The organism is Polynucleobacter sp. SHI8 (assembly GCF_027944005.1).
Taxonomy (GTDB): domain Bacteria; phylum Pseudomonadota; class Gammaproteobacteria; order Burkholderiales; family Burkholderiaceae; genus Polynucleobacter.
Genome location: NZ_AP027204.1, coordinates 1,071,229 through 1,087,210, shown reverse-complemented (window position 1 = coordinate 1,087,210; position 15,982 = coordinate 1,071,229). Strand labels below are relative to the sequence as shown.

The window sequence follows — 15,982 nt, the reverse complement described above, 5'->3', positions numbered from 1 at the left end:
AAAAGTTGGATTCAGGATTAAAATAAACTTTACTTATGAATTCTTTTTCACCTCCCTATACTCCTTTCTCCCGAAGTGTTACTTACCTTCAAGAAAAGGGCTTTGCACTGATTCGTAGCGAAGAGTTTTTTTCTTTAAGTGAGCACTCTTTAAACGATTGGCAAGAACTCTCGCTCTCTTGGAATAGTCTTGCTGAGGATCAGTACTTAAAGGATGGTGGTAAATACCGTAAGCGCAAGCACGCAAGTGTGATCGTCACGGATAAATCGATCGACATTCCGCCTTATCGTCCGCACTTCCAACCACTTTCTTATAACGCTCTTCATGGCGGCATGAATCGTATTTTCGCACCGTGTGATGATGCGTTTTTGAAACATCCGGCGATGTACGATTTTTTAATGCAATTAGGTGATCTCTTTTCTCAAGTGGTGATTAAGGAAAATAAACATCTTAGCCCTTGGTTTGTGGAGGTTCATCAATTTCGGATTGATACCTCCCATGGTATTGGCAGACCTACCCCAGAGGGAGCTCATCGTGATGGCGTTAATTTTGTTGCTGTACTTTTAGTGGAAAGACATTGTGTCACTGGTGGCGAGTCGAGGGTATTTGATGCTAATGGGCCACAAGGTCAGCGCTTTACTTTAGACCAACCTTGGACGCTTCTTTTACTGGACGACACTAAAGTCTTGCACGAAACTACCCCAATCCAACCTCAAGATCGCAATCATCCTGAAAACACCTGGCGTGACACGCTTGTTTTAACTTATCGTCAAGATAACTTTTTAGAAGCCACCTCGTAAGTATGTTTTATAACGCCACGCCGTGGTATCGATATACGATAACCACGATTGTTCTAGCCGTCATTATCCACTTGGTGTTTGGCTTCATCTTAGGCTTATCTGTCGATGAAGCGCATTACGCTCTTTATGGATTACACCTTGATTGGAGTTACTTTGATCACCCTCCTTTGGTGGGTTGGATCCAGTCTCTCCCCGTCCATTGGAACTGGTCTGACGGTTGGTTACGGTTAATACCTGAAGCTTTATGGCTGATCGGCCTTCTCCTAAGTCTACGTATCGCCCATATTCTTCTTGAACAAAATCGCTATTCTTTTGATTACATTACTGCCAAAGCAGCAACGTTCTGGACTAGTCTGATTCTCATATTAGCTCCCCTGATGCATGTATTGGGTGTGGGTTTATTACCTGATACCCTCCTGTTGGTTTTAGTTCCAGCGATGATGCTCATCACACTCCATCTAAAAGAGATACTCGATCAACGAAAACCACAAGATCTAATGCAATGGATCTTACTAGGCATTGTCCTTGGGTTATCTGGTCTTGCAAAATATACGGCTCTATTTTTTGCACTTGCTATTCCTTTTTGTTTAATGAGTTGGCATGGCTTCAAGATTTTTAAGCGTCCAGGTTTATATCTATGCTTAGTGATCGCAGCGCTCTTAATTACACCAGTTCTTTACTGGAACTATCAACATGAATGGGTTTCATTTATCTATCAATTCGGTCATGGAACAGGTGGCCAGTGGCAGTTGAAAAAAGTTTTCGTTTTTATTCTTAATCAATTGGTGACTTATGGGCTTTTAATCATTCTCGGAATTGCCTGGCGCATTCGTAAAAGATCTTTAGCACCAAAGGCATTACTCAGCTTTTTCTGGATTCCATTTGTTTTATTCGCTTATTTTGCTGGTGGCGGTGGCAGCTTACCCCATTGGACAGCTCCCGCTTGGTTGGCACTTGCCCCAATTGCTGGCATCGGCCTTGCCCAAGCCTGGGAATCAGGTCGTCGCTTCTGGATTGGCTTCGTTGCGTTTGTCCAACTGCTGATTTGTATTCTTGGTTTTACCCTCCTCTTCTTTGGAGGGATACCGCAAATTGATAAGGATCATGCTTGGGGCAAAAAAAATCCAATAGCAGATTTGTATGGGTGGCAAGAAGCTGGGCAGCGCATGAAAGAACTTTCTGAGCAATATGAAATACCTCATCTTGCTGTGCAAAATTGGACGCTAGCGAGTCGCTTGGCATGGTATGCAAAACCTCTTCAAGTGTTCGTATTAGATGAACGAGTGGATCAATTTGACCTATGGTCTGGACCTCTTTCTGTTGGTAGTGACGCACTTTTACTAGACTGGTCACAAATGGCCTTTGTAGTACCTGTATCAACTACTGGCTTTGAATCCTGTGAGGTGCTGGAAACTCAAGCGGTTCATCGTCTTGGTCGGGATATTGCTCAATTTGACTTTATATTATGTAAAAATTGGCAGGGTCATATCTCACCACAGCGACTACCCTAGAACCTAATGATCCCTAATACCCTGCCAACTGAAAAAGTGAAAGAGAGTTTTTGGTCTCGTTACGGCTTATATATTCGCTTACTGATCTCTGTGGTTTTGCTCACCCGTGCTTTTCAATCGATTGATTGGGGCAAAATCGAAAATGCTCTGCCATCGATTGAGATTACTTGGATATTACTTTCCTTAGCCATGTTATGGGTTAGTAATGCGATATCAGGTACGCGTTGGGGGCATATTATGTATCATGCGGGGTTTCAGAAACAACCAATCGCCTATATTCGTTTATATTTTGCTGGAGGTCTGATTAATCAGGGTTTACCAACCACGCTTGGGGGGGATAGCTACCGTGCGATTTCCTCTTTTAAGCAATTACAAACTCCAGAAAAAACTCCCCAATCACTTCCTCAAAGTTTTTTAGGAGTCTTGCTTGACCGGTCTCTTGGTTTTGCTGGTAACAGTATTTTAGGGGCAATTGGACTCACTCTTGGTGGTGCTGTCTTAGGGGCTTGGGTCCCTAATCTAGGTCTTTTCTTATTGATATCCATGCTATTAGGTGCACTTTTAATTGCTACCTTATTGCGGATTCCAAAAACTCAAGAAATGTACCTCCAATTAATGAGTAGACTCAAAATGACTCATGCTTTAAAGCCTACTCAAACTGCTTGGGGATTCCCAAATGTTTGGTGGCAAATTGTTTTAGCTACTGCCATTCATTTTTTAACTTTAGCTGCCTTTTGGGCCTGTCTTAAAGCTTGCCACGTTGAGGCCCCGATTGAGTCTTTACTAATTGGTATTCCTGCCATTGGTCTACTCATGCTTGTCCCGATTAGTATTTCTGGTTGGGGACTTCGTGAAACCTCACTTGCTGGCATGTTAGCCCTATGGGGGGTTGATCCCAGCTTGGTCATATTAAGTTCGCTACTCTATGGCTTAACCATTCTCATTACTTTTTTACCTGGGTTACCCAGAATCATACAAAAGGGCTGATTGACCTGTCATAATAGAGGACATGACTATACGTGTAGACACGATGCGTCGCATCGATCATCTTGCTGGTGTGCCTTTGTGTGCAATATTAACGCCGTTCGTCTACCTGTACGACTTCATTTATCGACTGTTTCATGGATCATCTACCTCGCCGAAAAAAGTTTTATTCATTGAACTTTCAGAGATGGGTAGTGCAATCTTGGTAGACCCTGCGATGCGAGATACGATTGCTCGTGGTGCAGATATTTATTTTTTAATTTTCAAAAGTAATCAAGCAAGCCTTGAACTTCTCCAAACAGTTCCATCTAATCGAATTCTGACGATTGATGCCAGCGGCTTATTCGCGTTAATTCGAACCACCCTTACGACACTCATCAAGATACATCGTTTGAATATTGATACGGTGATTGATCTTGAGTTATTTTCTCGATTTACTGCGCTACTCACCGGTTGCTCTGGCGCTCGGCGACGGGTTGGTTATCATATATTCCATGGTGAAGGTCTCTGGCGTGGTGACCTCCTCACCCATAAGGTTCATTACAACCCTCACATCCATATTGCCAAGAATTTTTTATCCTTAGTCCACGCTGCATTTTCAACAGAAGCTGAATTACCTTTTAGTAAAGTTCCTCTAGCGAATCAAACGATTGAACTGGCACAAGCAAAAGTTTCAGAAGATCAAAAAGCCCAAATCGCTTCTCGTATCCAAACATTGATTCAAGATCGGTTTCCCAGTCTGCCAACAACCATTATCTTAATTAACCCCAATGCGAGTGATTTATTACCGCAAAGACGTTGGGCTCCGGAACGCTTTGCAGAACTGATACAAGCCGCAGCAATCGAGTGGCCGAAAGCCGTTTTTTTAGTGACCGGCTCTCCAGAAGAAAAGCAATATGCACAACATGTAATTGAAATGGCCAATACCCCGAATGCCTATAATTTTGCAGGTATGGTGAAGTTTAATGAATTACCTGCCCTCTATCATGTATCCCATGTAATGGTAACGAATGATTCCGGACCAGGACACTTCTCATCTGTTACCCCACTACCAACCATTGTGTTATTCGGTCCAGAAACTCCAGCACTTTATGGGTCTTTAGGTAAGTCCATACCGATTTTTGCTGGACTAGCCTGCTCACCCTGTGTTTCCGCGGCCAATCATCGTAAGACACCTTGCACGAACAATCTTTGCATGCAAGCTATTACTGTCCCTAAGGTGATCGAAGCGATGCAGCATTGGTTATCTAAATAACCCTATGTTCAAAGATAAAACATCCATATCTTGGTGGATTTACGCCATTCCACTTCTGCCCTTTGCGATTTATTTATCAGATCTTACTTCTTCACAAAATCAAGCATGGTTTATTAGCATCAATCAACAAACAGCACGTTTACCTGACTTTCTTTGGACGAGCCTTTCCATGCTAGGCAATGGTTGGTCGGTATTTGCACTGGCGCTACCAATGCTTCTATTTGCCAGAAAACCTCTTTACGCAGCAATTATTTCTGGGGTATTTGCGGGGATATTTTCTAATCTTGCCAAAACTTTTTTTAATACCAGTCGTCCTGCAGGAGTCATTGATCAAGGTGTGATCCATATTATTGAAAACCCCCTTTTACATTCAGCAATGCCCTCAGGTCATACCATTACGGCATTTAGTATTGCTACTGCTATTTACTTTAGTCTTGATTCTCGTAATAGAAAATTAGGTTTGATTCTATTTATTCTTGCCGCAGGTGTGGGACTATCGCGAATTGCTGTTGGTGCTCATTGGCCAGAAGATGTTTTTGTAGGATGCGCGCTCGGCATTACTTCAGGACTTATCGGCGCTGTCTTAGTGCAATACGTCCCTACGTCTCTTTTTGCAATGAAAGCTTGGCCGGTGAAAGTGATTTTACTTGCCAGCCTCATGAGTCTTTATTTATTAGTGACTGACACCATTGATTTTGTGCTCAACGCCGATCTTCAAATTGTATTGGCGGGTCTGATCGTCATCACATGGATTCAGGCGATTCCTCGAATCATCGATCAAGAGCGATAAGTCGTATGTTTAGTTATCGACATGGATTTCATGCAGGCAATCATGCGGATGTTCTAAAACATCTCACCCTACTCACCTGTCTTGAACTACTTCACAAAAAAGAGACGCCACTGATGTTAATTGATACCCATGCGGGTGCTGGCATCTATAACCTGCAAGATCGCTTTGCAACCACCAGCCTGGAATCAGAGGAAGGAATTGCAAAACTCTTCCAAATGAAATCATCATCTTCTCTGACAGATAACATTCGTCACTATCTTTCTCTGATTGAAAATCTACAAACACCCAGCAATCCCCTCGAAATCTATCCTGGTTCACCGTATCTGCTATGGCAAAGCATGCGCAGCCTCGATAAATTAAGACTGATGGAGCTGCATCCTACAGATTTTCCTGTTTTAAAAAGTAATATCGAATCCATACAACTCAAACGACAAGATATTAAAATTGAACTTACGAATGGCTTTACTCATCTAAAAGCGTATCTGCCTCCTCCATCGCGCCGTGCCTTGGTTTTGATAGATCCATCTTATGAGGATAAGGGAGATTATTTTCAAGTTATCCAAACTTTACAAGAAGCCCTTAAACGCTTTTCTACGGGTGTGTATGTAATTTGGTATCCCATCCTGAGTAGACTCGATGCGCAAGAGTTTCCGGATCGTTTAAGAAAGCTGTGTAGCGAGTTTCAATTACCGTGGCTTAGCGCAGAGTTGCGCATCAAAAATCATCAGGAATTAGGTTTATCTGCTAGTGGCGTTTGGGTCATCAATCCTCCGTGGAAACTCAAAGAGACTTTAGAGCTTGATTTACCAGTTTTACAGTCTATTTTAGAAATCGACGGTATGGGGCAACACTTGATCACCCATCATGAATAACTAGACTTTATATTTAAATGGGTTGAAATCCGTCTTGATATCAAAGTAATCTTCATGTTCTTTTTGTTTTAAAAAGCTAACGATCTTGTAGGTCAGGGGAACAGCTAAGATTTCCCAAGAGGTTTTGAGAATATATTGCACAAATGCCACTGCAATAACTTGCTCTGTTGGCCATATCCCATAAAAGGCAAGCATATAGAACAAAATAGAGTCAACAAATTGACCAACGGCAGTTGAAGTAATAACTCTTAACCATAAATACTTGCCAGAGGATAAAATTTTCATCTTGGCAAGCACATAGGCATTACACAAACTTCCACACCAAAATGCCACCATGGAGCCAAAGACAATACGCCACGTATTACCAAACACTGATTCTAGGCCTTCTTGCAAGTGCGCGTTATAGGCACCAGGTGCGGGCTGTAGGTTGATCACAATTTGTGACATGACTACTGCAAACACTAAAGCGCCAAAGCCACACCACACTGCCCGACGATCATAGGCATAACCATATACTTCGGTAAAAATGTTGCCAAAGGCATAAGAAATCGGAAAAAATAATACCCCCGCCCCAAAGACGACGGTCCCAAATAATGGTAAGTCAACCTGGGCTGCTTTACCTGCGCCAATGAGGTTAGAACACAGCAAGACAGTAACAAAACCAGCTAGCAAAAAATCGTAATATTTAAACGATTTTTTTTCAAGTGGAGGGGTCTGATTGATGTCCAATGTAGGTTTAATATTTATAAATACTCAAATTAGTCTAAACTACTTTATAAAAATATGTTCAACAATTATCACAAATACTAATTCATATGGGCACAAAAATACAATTTCAGTGGGATGATCCTCTTCAAATAAGTTCACAATTAAGTACTGAAGAGCGGATGGTTCAAGATGCCGCTCGTCAATATGCTCAGGATCGATTGACTCCACGAGTGCTTCAAGCATTCCGAGAAGAAAAAACAGATACTGCTATCTTTCAAGAAATGGGCGATCTTGGCTTTTTGGGTCTAACCCTACCAAGCCAATATGGTGGCTCAGAAATGAACTATGTCAGCTATGGTCTTGTTGCCAGGGAAATCGAACGGGTTGATTCTGGTTATCGTTCCATGATGAGTGTGCAATCATCTTTGGTGATGCTGCCTATTTTTGAATTCGGTAGTGAAGAACAAAAACAAAAATACTTACCAGGTCTTGCCAGTGGCAAACTCATTGGCTGCTTTGGTCTGACTGAACCTAATTTTGGTTCAGATCCAGGTAATATGATTACACGCGCAAAATCAGTTCCTGGAGGCTTTCATTTAAATGGCTCGAAGACATGGATTTCGAATGCGCCTTTTGCAGATGTTTTTGTGGTTTGGGCGAAAAATGATGATGGCATCATTCGGGGTTATATCTTGGAGAAAGGCATGAAAGGTCTTTCTGCACCAAAAATACATGGCAAGATGGGTCTGCGTGCTTCAACTACCGGTGAGGTGGTCATGGATGATGTGTTTGTTCCCGCAGAAAATGAACTTCCGCATGTGCAAGGTCTTAAAGGCCCATTTACTTGCTTAAATTCTGCACGTTATGGTATCGCTTGGGGTGCTATGGGTGCGGCAGAATTTTGCTTTCATGCGGCTAGGCAATACACGCTCGATCGTAAACAATTTGATAGGCCTTTGGCATCCAATCAACTCATCCAAAAAAAGCTGGCTGATATGCAAACTGAAATTGCCTTAGCGCTTCAGGCTTGTTTACGTCTAGGTCGGATGAAGGATGAAGGTACTGCTAGCCCTGAAATCACATCCATTCTTAAACGTAACTCCTGTGGTAAAGCTCTAGACATCGCTAGGATGGCACGTGATATGCATGGTGGTAATGGTATTTCTGATGAATATGGTGTGATTCGACATCTTCTTAATTTAGAGGTAGTTAACACCTATGAGGGTACGCATGATATCCATGCCCTCATTTTAGGAAGAGCAATTACCGGAATATCGGCTTTTTAAAGCAAGCCTTTTTGACGCTGGGTTTGCATCATCACAAGAAGTGCCCTCGTACTTTGCAACATGGGCACTGGCACTCCTTCTCGTTGAGCAGCACGAATTGCATGATCTAAAATCGCTTCGATTTCAAGGTCTTGCTTTTTTTCCCAATCAATTGCCATACTGGTCTTATAAGGTGGTGCTTCATAGGTAAGCTTGATGTAATGATCGGGTACTTCGGCTGGTACTTCATTGCCTGTGGCTTTTGCAATTGCTAATACCTCTGACATGATTTGACGAATCAAAGACTCACCTCCCGGAGCACCAAGGATCGCCAAGGTATCAATCGCACCCCCCAAAACAGATACTGGATTGAAGGCAGCGTTCCAGACTAATTTTTGCCAACGTCCCTGAGTAATGTTTTCATTCAAAACAACTGGCACTCCACCTCTCTCAAATAACTCTGCTAATACCCGACACTCTTTACTCACTTCCGATGGAAAGTTTCCCATGGTTAATTCGCCATAAGCATAATGCTCAATCAATCCCGGAGCAATCCTGATCACTTGAATAAAAGCTAAGCAACTGATGATCTGATTATCAGGAAAGGCGGCTTGGATTTCTTGTTCAATCTCAACGCCGTTTTGAATCAATACAATCACTGTATTTGGCCCAACGGCTGGTGCCATTAACTCAACTCGATTAATTCCTTGAAGGACTTTTAAAGAAACAATGAGGTAGTCTGGATGTTTACCCTGGTAATAATGGCAGGAAGGTAAAACTTCGTGAGGGAAAAATAATTGCTCCCCCAAGGTTTGACTGATGATTTTATAACCTTGGGTTTTTAAGAGGGCATATTCTGATCGCGCAACTAATGTGACATGAGCCTGCGCCTTCGATAGTGCATTTCCGTAAAACCCACCAATCGCTCCAGCACCTAAAATCAATACCCGTGGCGTATCATCAGGACTTAATACTCTTGGGGTTGTCACGAAAGTTGGCTCATTTTTTTCAATTCAACCGTCCTGGGTTAAATCTCGATTTTGGCACCAAGCTCAACAACGCGATTCGTTGGTATCTGAAAAAAATCTGCGGGTTTTGCTGAGTTTTGAAACATCCAAGCAAATAATTTTTCACGCCATAAAGCCATTCCAGGAATTGCTGATGGAATCACCGTATCTCTTGCCAAAAAGAACGATGTCTCCATGAGATCACATTCCACACCAAACTCTTTACCAATCAACTCCAAGATTTTAATCACGTCAGGAGTTTCTTTAAAACCGTAAATAGCTCTGACCAAATACATACCCGAGCCCATGTCTTTGAAGGTTAAACGCTCATTGTCTTCTACATAGGGCACATCCCAAACACTAATTTTTAAGAAGATTACACGCTCATGCAAAATACGATTATGTTTTAAGTTATGCAACATCGCAACTGGCACATAGTCGACGTGAGCAGTTAAGAACACTGCGGTACCTTCAACGCGGTGCGGCGGATGCGCTTGCAGAGAATGCACAAAACTTTCTAAAGGAATACCGCTTTGAATCGCTTTTTCACGTAATAAGCGACGTCCCTGGAACCATGTCATCAACAGCAAGAAACAAAGTGCACCTAACAATAGAGGAAACCACCCTCCTTCAGAAATTTTTAAAAGATTTGCAGTTAAGAAAGCAAGATCGACGGCTAAAAAGGACGCAATCACTAAGAAGATCACGATTGGATTCCATTTCCAAACAAAACTCATCACAATCGCTGCAAGAATCGTGGTAATGATCATGGTAGTGGTCACAGCAATACCATACGCTGCCGCCAAATTACCTGAATTCTTGAAAGCTAAAACGATTGCTACAACTACCGCCAATAAAAACCAATTAATAGTCGGCATATAAATCTGACCAATTTCCTTATCAGATGTATAGGAAATTTTCATTTTTGGCACAAATCCTAACAAAATCGCCTGTGAAGTCATCGAATACGCACCTGATATGACCGCTTGGGAGGCAATCACTGTAGCGAGTGTTGCAAGAATCACGAGGGGCAAAGTGAAGGCATCTGGGACCATTAAGAAAAACGGATTCTCAATCGCACTCGGATTGGTTAACAACATCGCACCTTGACCAAAATAGTTCAGTAATAAGGCAGGCATTGCTACAAAAAACCATGCTAAACGTATTGGCTTAGGTCCAAAATGTCCCATATCGGCATATAAAGCCTCAGCACCTGTTAAAACCAGAAAAACCGCACCTAAGACAATGAACGCTTGGACAGAATGCTCATATAAGAACATCACCGCATATAAAGGACGAACTGCTGTTAAGACCAGAGGATTATCAATAATATGATAAATACCCATCAGGCCTAATACGAAAAACCAAATGAGCATGATGGGACCAAATAAACTCCCCACAATATGGGTCCCCGTTCTTTGGATTAAAAACAAAAAGATTAAGATTACTAAGGTAATGGGTATCACGTATCTCGATAGACTCGGAGAAACAATCTCCAAGCCCTCAACTGCAGATAAAACGGAGATCGCTGGAGTAATGACGGCATCGCCATAAAACATACATGCGCCAAAAACACCCAGCATGATAATGATAAGTGAACGTTTTGAGTTTTGCGGAACGGTCCTCAGTGCTAACGCCATCAGCGCTAAGATACCACCTTCGCCATTATTGTTGGCACGCATCACGAACAAGACATACTTGAGTGATACAACAACTAAAAATGCCCAAAACACCATGGACAAAACACCAAAAACACTCTCTTGTGAGAAAGGAATGCCGTGTTCGGGACTAAAACACTCTTTTAAAGCATATAAAGGACTAGTGCCAATATCCCCAAAAACTACTCCCGTGGCAGCTAAAGTAAGCGCTGCTAAATTTCCTTTATTTTCATGAGTTTCGGTATGTAAAGTGATAGGGCGAAGAATTTTTGATTCTGAATACTCAGGATTACTAAGGGACATAAATCACCATATCAATTGAAGTACAGAAATTGTAATCCTAAAAAATGCATAAATGATGATTTATCCTAGCCATACTCCCATCCCTTGTGCATTTAATTCAATATCCGTGCTTAATAACTGATCAATTTTGCTATCACTGAGCCTACATCCATGATCTCTAAGCTCCTGAATATAAAGATTTAATAAACCATTTTTGAGCAACTCATGGCGATGCTCGGCACTTGCTAATGATTTACCTAAGTTTTCTACTTTGGTGAGCATATCGGTGAGTTTTTGATATAAAAGCGGCACTCCAGTGACTTTACTGAAATGGGTGGGATATATACATTCGGGTTTTAAAGCCATGATGCGCTTTAAAGAAACTCTTAACGCCTTGGGATCAAAATGAATGGGGGTGGTTGTCGGAATAATAAATGCGCCCTTTTCTGTATCAAATTCTCGATAGGACAATCCAAAAGTATCCCCAGTAAATGCCCCGTGGGTCATCTGATCCCAAATGGTAATGTGATGTTTTGCATGTCCTGGGGTATCTAAACAAGTCAATATACGACCAGCAAGATTGATCATCATGCCGTCGCTCGCCTCAATCACGCGACCAGACTCTATAGGTATTAAGGTACCGTAATCTTTCTCGACAGTCTCTTCGCCATATACCCCAACAGCACCCGCACGCAGCTGGGATGGGTCAATCATATGTTTGGCGCCTCTTGGATGCACCACCAATTTAGCTTGCGGACAAGCTTGCATGAGTTTGCCTGCCCCTCCTGCATGATCTAAATGAACATGGGTCAGAATAATGAAATCAACTTGTTCAGGATGACACTCCAAATCAGATAAGGTCGCCAAAATTCGAGGAACAGAATAGTTTGTACCAGTATCAATAACGGCAATACGCTCACTTGAGGGCGCTCGTTGGGTAACGACATAGCTCGCATCAAATTGAGGTCTTACAAAGCCTGTGTCAACGGCATATACACCCTCACCTAAATCACTGGCATAACGAAATGAATAATTTGACATCTATTTATTTATGTTTAAAAGAATCATTTTAATCAAGACAATCGTCTAACTGAATTATTAAAACTTTATACTGTGATTATGAAAAAATCTGCAACCTTACTTTTACAAAAAAATGAACTTGATTATTTAGTTGATTGGGTTGACTTTATTTTTGTCTTCATTGAAGTCTCGATTGTTATTTTAGTTGCTTGGTTATTTATTCGTATCATCAGAAAAATTATCAGTGGTATTGAACATCGGGTGTCTAGTCGTGCCTCGGGAGATGATGTTAAAAGAATCAAGACGATTTCAAGAGTACTTCGCTATATTACAACCGTGATTATCGTTGTCCTCACGGTCATGTCTGTTCTGGCAGGATTTGGTGTATCAGTTGCGCCCTTTCTAGCAACAGCTGGTGTAGCTGGCTTAGCCGTCGGCTTTGGTGCGCAAAGTCTTGTAAAAGACTACTTTACCGGATTTGTGATGTTGATCGAGGATCAAATCCGTCAAGGTGATATCGTAGAAATCGCTGGAAAAATTGGTACAGTTGAAGAAGTCACTCTGCGCTATATTCGCCTTAGGGACTACGAGGGTGTCGTTCACTTTGTCCCAAATAGTGTGATTACAGTTGTAACTAATCGCACGAGGAGCTATGCCTACTCGGTCATCGATATTAACGTCTCTTATAAAGAAAATATTGAACACGTAAATGAGGTCTTAAAACGAGTGGCCGCTGAAATGCGTCAAGACCCTGAATTGAAAGATCAAATTTTAGAGGATCTAGAAATCGCAGGAGTTGAGAACTTTGCCGATTCGTCAATTACGATTCGTTCCCGAATCATGGTCGTGGCGAAGTACCAAGGCCCCATCCGCAGAGCCTTTCAAGCAAGGATTAAGGAAGCTTTTGAGCGCGAAAATATCTCAATCCCTTACCCTCACTTGGTTTTGGCTAAAACGCCGCCGGGAAGTACGTAACTTGCATTTAGAGGGTAAACATGCTATAGTAACCCTCTTAGTACAGAACAGACGCGGGGTGGAGCAGTCTGGCAGCTCGTCGGGCTCATAACCCGAAGGTCATAGGTTCAAATCCTATCCCCGCAACCAATAGATAGAAGGCTTTCAGGTTAAACGACTTGAAAGCCTTTTTGGTTTTCTAGACCTGTGTAACCACCATGCAACGCAATTTGGGAAATGGAAATTAAGGTATTAGCTCTACTTGAAAAACTGAATGGTCAGAAATACCCTGTTCTCTTGAGCTATGCAGGTATTGAATACGCGCAACTTTGGAGTCTAACAATTTACTGCAAAACACATGGTCAATTCTGAAACCATTACCATGACTGCATAACTTACTCTACTTTTGAGTTAGGTTATTAATGGGGGGATTACCATCCTAAGTTACATAAACTGTTGTAAGTAAATAATTTCTCAATGAACATGAACAAAACTCTACTTCTCATCATTCTCACAATTACACTTATTGGATGTTCTGTTTCTGATGTATTGATTGACCAATCAAAAAATGGTGATACACAAATCTTTCAAGTCCTTGGGGATGGGGAAGTAATTATCCGAGCAATCACAACAAATAAAGAGTGCCCAAACGTTATCTGGGATCAATTACCTGCTCAACAATTAAAGACTAGAGCTAAAGCGGCAAATATTCCTCTGCGTAAAAAATCAGATGAAGTCGCTTCAAATTTTCCAATTACAACTTGTGAGATCACTTGGCCAAAAGGAGTTCAACAAGCAACAATTAATGGGCAAACTTTACGAGCATTAAAATTGGAAATTCAACGAATTGTGATCATCGCAGATACTGGATGTCGCTTAAAAGCTGCTGATAACTCATTTCAAGATTGCAATGATGGCAATCAATGGCCATTTAAAAAAATCATTCAACATGCATTAAAGACAAATCCAGACCTAGTTGTCCATGTCGGCGATATTCACTACCGTGAAAGCCCATGTCCTGAAGGCCGAGCGGGTTGTAAAAACTCACCATATGGTTATGGCTTCGATACTTGGAAAGCTGATTTATTTGATCCCGCAAAACCACTATTAAATAAAACTCCTTGGTTATTTATTAGAGGTAATCATGAGTCCTGCCAACGTGCTGGTCAAGGTTGGCATCGCTTCATAGATAATCGTCCTTGGGATGACAACCTTAGTTGTAATGATCCCAAAAATGATGCTGGGAGCTTTTCAGAACCATACGCTGTTCCTCTTGGAGCAAAAGCACAAATCGTTAGTTTTGATTCGGCAAATATGCCTTCCAAAGACATGAAACCTGAAGATGTGAGTTATGCGATTTATAGTAAGCAAATCGCTCAGGCAGAAGAACTTGCAAAGAAAAAATCATTCAGTATTTTTGCCAATCACCACCCTATTTCAATTGTTCTTCCGTCTAAGACGGATTCGAAGGATGATCTATCTCTCAAATTAAATAGCCTAGGATTACTGATGAAAAATATTCAAGGTGAAACTCTCTTATCTTCTAATTTTCAAGCATCATTACATGGACATGTTCATACTGTCCAGGCAATCTCCTACGAAAATCCTCATCCTGTAACTATCATTTCAGGTAATGGTGGATCCGCTTTAGAGGAATTAAAAATAAAAAATATCTCCTTAAGCCAAGAACAAAAGAAAAAAATGAAAATTAAAGAATTTGAAAGTTATTTAGATTTTGGTTACGCAACTTTCGATCGACAAGACAAAGAGGGGCTTCAATGGCTATTTACAGAATATAGTCAAGACGGAAATAAAATCTTTAGTTGTGCAATTACTCAAAACAAAATTCAATGTAACCGTTAATTACTCTATTTTTTTCAATTACTTGATGATTGTCAAACTGTGAATTTTCCGTCTCGTTGAGGTCTCCGTAATTAGCAATCAGGAATTGCATCGTTTAAGGAATCTTTACCGTAAGTTCCACAATAATAGAAGTAACCCCAACCACAAGAACTAGTAACAAACAAATAATATCCCAACCACCTATGGAAAAAATCCCAAAATCTATCTACATAAAACATTAAATAAGTTTCTTTGATAAGAGTCCTCGAAGCCTTTTTTTTGCGGATATATAACGGGGCTAGAACCAAAAGTCTTCATAACACGCCCTTTCCCCATGCGATTTTCTGTCCAGGTAAGATTCAATTCTTGCATGCTTCCTTGAAGACAACGAATAGATACAGTAGATACAGCAGATAAACCCCACATTTGAGCGCTTGTTATTTCATCATATGAATCCAAGATCGGAACTGTAAATCCTCGCTCCTTGTCTCCATTAATCCTAGTCCAATCCACAAATGTATTCGAGTATGGAATTGATAATTTTGTCCAGCGGTATGAGGAATAGTCTTGAGCATTAGCAATTTGTAAAATCGATAAAGCCGAAATGACAGCTAATGTAAATGATTTCGAATGTCTCATAATTTATATAATCTAATATGTGTGTATTGAACTGACTGCTAGGTTGCAATCGCTTACAAATAATTACTGAATGATTTGATGGATTACTCTAGTAAGCTTGACCATAATCCTATCAATGCAAGAAAGAGAATTAGCAAAATAAAAACACCAACAACATTCGCGATAAGAGGTTTTTCTTCTACAAAATTTTCACCAAATATAGAACGTAATATTTGCCCCAACAAAGTATGCTTAACCCAAAACAAAATAAAACGTTTCATTAAATCCCCTTTTTATAACAATATCTGTTTATAAGTGTTTCACTTATATTTATTTTCTTGAGTATACCGTTGCTAGTGCGATTAACACAGATGCATGTTCTCATTAAATTCTTGAGGATTGTAATTTAAGTATAA

The 15,982-nt window shown here is 41.0% G+C and carries 15 protein-coding genes and 1 tRNA gene; 10 read left to right on the top strand and 6 right to left on the bottom strand.

All coding sequences use genetic code 11. From position 1 onward, the window contains the following. The first annotated feature begins 35 nt into the window (after positions 1-35). The 6 genes from QMN06_RS05490 to rlmJ are packed head-to-tail and all read left to right on the top strand — an operon-like array spanning position 36 to position 6,212. Positions 36-800, top strand: a complete 765-nt coding sequence (locus tag QMN06_RS05490; protein ID WP_281971531.1) for a 2OG-Fe dioxygenase family protein — start codon at positions 36-38, stop codon at positions 798-800. A gap of 2 nt (positions 801-802) precedes the next feature. Further along, on the top strand, positions 803-2,311 hold the full coding sequence (locus QMN06_RS05485) for a glycosyltransferase family 39 protein (protein ID WP_281971530.1): 1,509 nt from the start codon (positions 803-805) through the stop codon (positions 2,309-2,311). A gap of 6 nt (positions 2,312-2,317) precedes the next feature. After that, complete coding sequence (locus QMN06_RS05480; protein WP_281971529.1) at positions 2,318-3,298, top strand: lysylphosphatidylglycerol synthase transmembrane domain-containing protein; 981 nt, start codon at positions 2,318-2,320, stop codon at positions 3,296-3,298. Positions 3,299-3,320: 22 nt separating this feature from the next. Then, on the top strand, positions 3,321-4,550 hold the full coding sequence (locus tag QMN06_RS05475) for a glycosyltransferase family 9 protein (protein ID WP_281971528.1): 1,230 nt from the start codon (positions 3,321-3,323) through the stop codon (positions 4,548-4,550). 4 nt (positions 4,551-4,554) lie between these two features. Then, positions 4,555-5,340 carry a phosphatase PAP2 family protein gene (locus QMN06_RS05470; RefSeq protein WP_281971527.1) on the top strand — a complete coding sequence of 262 codons (786 nt, stop codon included), beginning with the start codon at positions 4,555-4,557 and terminating at the stop codon, positions 5,338-5,340. A gap of 5 nt (positions 5,341-5,345) precedes the next feature. Then, positions 5,346-6,212 (top strand): 23S rRNA (adenine(2030)-N(6))-methyltransferase RlmJ, encoded by an 867-nt coding sequence (gene rlmJ / locus QMN06_RS05465; protein ID WP_281971526.1) that lies wholly within the window; start codon positions 5,346-5,348, stop codon positions 6,210-6,212. Here rlmJ and QMN06_RS05460 read toward each other — a convergent pair whose 3' ends face one another. Next, positions 6,213-6,935, bottom strand: a complete 723-nt coding sequence (locus QMN06_RS05460; RefSeq protein WP_281971731.1) for a queuosine precursor transporter — start codon at positions 6,933-6,935, stop codon at positions 6,213-6,215. Positions 6,936-7,027: 92 nt separating this feature from the next. Between QMN06_RS05460 and QMN06_RS05455 the strand changes: the two genes are divergently transcribed. Beyond that, entirely contained in the window at positions 7,028-8,206 is a 1,179-nt protein-coding gene (locus QMN06_RS05455; protein ID WP_281971525.1) for an acyl-CoA dehydrogenase, read from the top strand. Here QMN06_RS05455 and QMN06_RS05450 read toward each other — a convergent pair. The 3 genes from QMN06_RS05450 to QMN06_RS05440 are packed head-to-tail and all read right to left on the bottom strand — an operon-like array spanning position 8,203 to position 12,173. Continuing rightward, positions 8,203-9,174, bottom strand: coding sequence for a 2-dehydropantoate 2-reductase (locus QMN06_RS05450; protein WP_281971523.1), 972 nt, complete (start codon positions 9,172-9,174; stop codon positions 8,203-8,205). The genes QMN06_RS05455 and QMN06_RS05450 overlap by 4 nt on opposite strands. 38 nt (positions 9,175-9,212) lie before the next feature. Continuing rightward, on the bottom strand, positions 9,213-11,153 hold the full coding sequence (locus QMN06_RS05445; RefSeq protein WP_281971522.1) for a potassium transporter Kup: 1,941 nt from the start codon (positions 11,151-11,153) through the stop codon (positions 9,213-9,215). 60 nt (positions 11,154-11,213) lie between these two features. Next, positions 11,214-12,173, bottom strand: a complete 960-nt coding sequence (locus tag QMN06_RS05440) for an MBL fold metallo-hydrolase (protein WP_281971521.1) — start codon at positions 12,171-12,173, stop codon at positions 11,214-11,216. A gap of 78 nt (positions 12,174-12,251) precedes the next feature. Between QMN06_RS05440 and QMN06_RS05435 the strand changes: the two genes are divergently transcribed. The 3 genes from QMN06_RS05435 to QMN06_RS05425 all read left to right on the top strand — a co-directional run bounded on the left by QMN06_RS05435 (position 12,252) and on the right by QMN06_RS05425 (position 14,969). Continuing rightward, entirely contained in the window at positions 12,252-13,127 is an 876-nt protein-coding gene (locus QMN06_RS05435) for a mechanosensitive ion channel family protein (RefSeq protein WP_281971520.1), read from the top strand. Positions 13,128-13,179: 52 nt separating this feature from the next. Further along, a tRNA-Met gene (locus QMN06_RS05430) sits at positions 13,180-13,256 on the top strand. 327 nt (positions 13,257-13,583) lie between these two features. Next, a complete protein-coding gene (locus QMN06_RS05425; protein WP_281971519.1) occupies positions 13,584-14,969 on the top strand; it encodes a metallophosphoesterase in 1,386 nt (461 codons plus the stop codon). A 201-nt stretch (positions 14,970-15,170) separates the two neighbouring features. Here the strand turns inward: QMN06_RS05425 and QMN06_RS05420 are convergent, their stop codons facing one another. Then, positions 15,171-15,587 (bottom strand): hypothetical protein, encoded by a 417-nt coding sequence (locus QMN06_RS05420; protein ID WP_281971517.1) that lies wholly within the window; start codon positions 15,585-15,587, stop codon positions 15,171-15,173. A gap of 83 nt (positions 15,588-15,670) precedes the next feature. Next, the gene (locus QMN06_RS05415; RefSeq protein WP_281971516.1) at positions 15,671-15,847 is read right to left on the bottom strand and encodes a hypothetical protein; all 177 of its coding nucleotides are present in this window, start codon (positions 15,845-15,847) and stop codon (positions 15,671-15,673) included. Positions 15,848-15,982: the final 135 nt, after the last annotated feature.

Excerpts from the sequence above, each read along its gene's own strand:
- QMN06_RS05480 (WP_281971529.1), top strand. The coding sequence starts at position 2,318 with ATGATCCCTAATACCCTGCCAACTGAAAAAGTGAAAGAGAGTTTTTGG.
- QMN06_RS05415 (WP_281971516.1), bottom strand. The coding sequence starts at position 15,847 with ATGAAACGTTTTATTTTGTTTTGGGTTAAGCATACTTTGTTGGGGCAA.
- QMN06_RS05475 (WP_281971528.1), top strand. The coding sequence starts at position 3,321 with ATGACTATACGTGTAGACACGATGCGTCGCATCGATCATCTTGCTGGT.
- QMN06_RS05435 (WP_281971520.1), top strand. The coding sequence starts at position 12,252 with ATGAAAAAATCTGCAACCTTACTTTTACAAAAAAATGAACTTGATTAT.
- rlmJ (WP_281971526.1), top strand. The coding sequence starts at position 5,346 with ATGTTTAGTTATCGACATGGATTTCATGCAGGCAATCATGCGGATGTT.
- QMN06_RS05455 (WP_281971525.1), top strand. The coding sequence starts at position 7,028 with ATGGGCACAAAAATACAATTTCAGTGGGATGATCCTCTTCAAATAAGT.
- QMN06_RS05425 (WP_281971519.1), top strand. The coding sequence starts at position 13,584 with ATGAACATGAACAAAACTCTACTTCTCATCATTCTCACAATTACACTT.
- QMN06_RS05490 (WP_281971531.1), top strand. The coding sequence starts at position 36 with ATGAATTCTTTTTCACCTCCCTATACTCCTTTCTCCCGAAGTGTTACT.
- QMN06_RS05440 (WP_281971521.1), bottom strand. The coding sequence starts at position 12,173 with ATGTCAAATTATTCATTTCGTTATGCCAGTGATTTAGGTGAGGGTGTA.
- QMN06_RS05470 (WP_281971527.1), top strand. The coding sequence starts at position 4,555 with ATGTTCAAAGATAAAACATCCATATCTTGGTGGATTTACGCCATTCCA.
- QMN06_RS05445 (WP_281971522.1), bottom strand. The coding sequence starts at position 11,153 with ATGTCCCTTAGTAATCCTGAGTATTCAGAATCAAAAATTCTTCGCCCT.
- QMN06_RS05485 (WP_281971530.1), top strand. The coding sequence starts at position 803 with ATGTTTTATAACGCCACGCCGTGGTATCGATATACGATAACCACGATT.
- QMN06_RS05420 (WP_281971517.1), bottom strand. The coding sequence starts at position 15,587 with ATGAGACATTCGAAATCATTTACATTAGCTGTCATTTCGGCTTTATCG.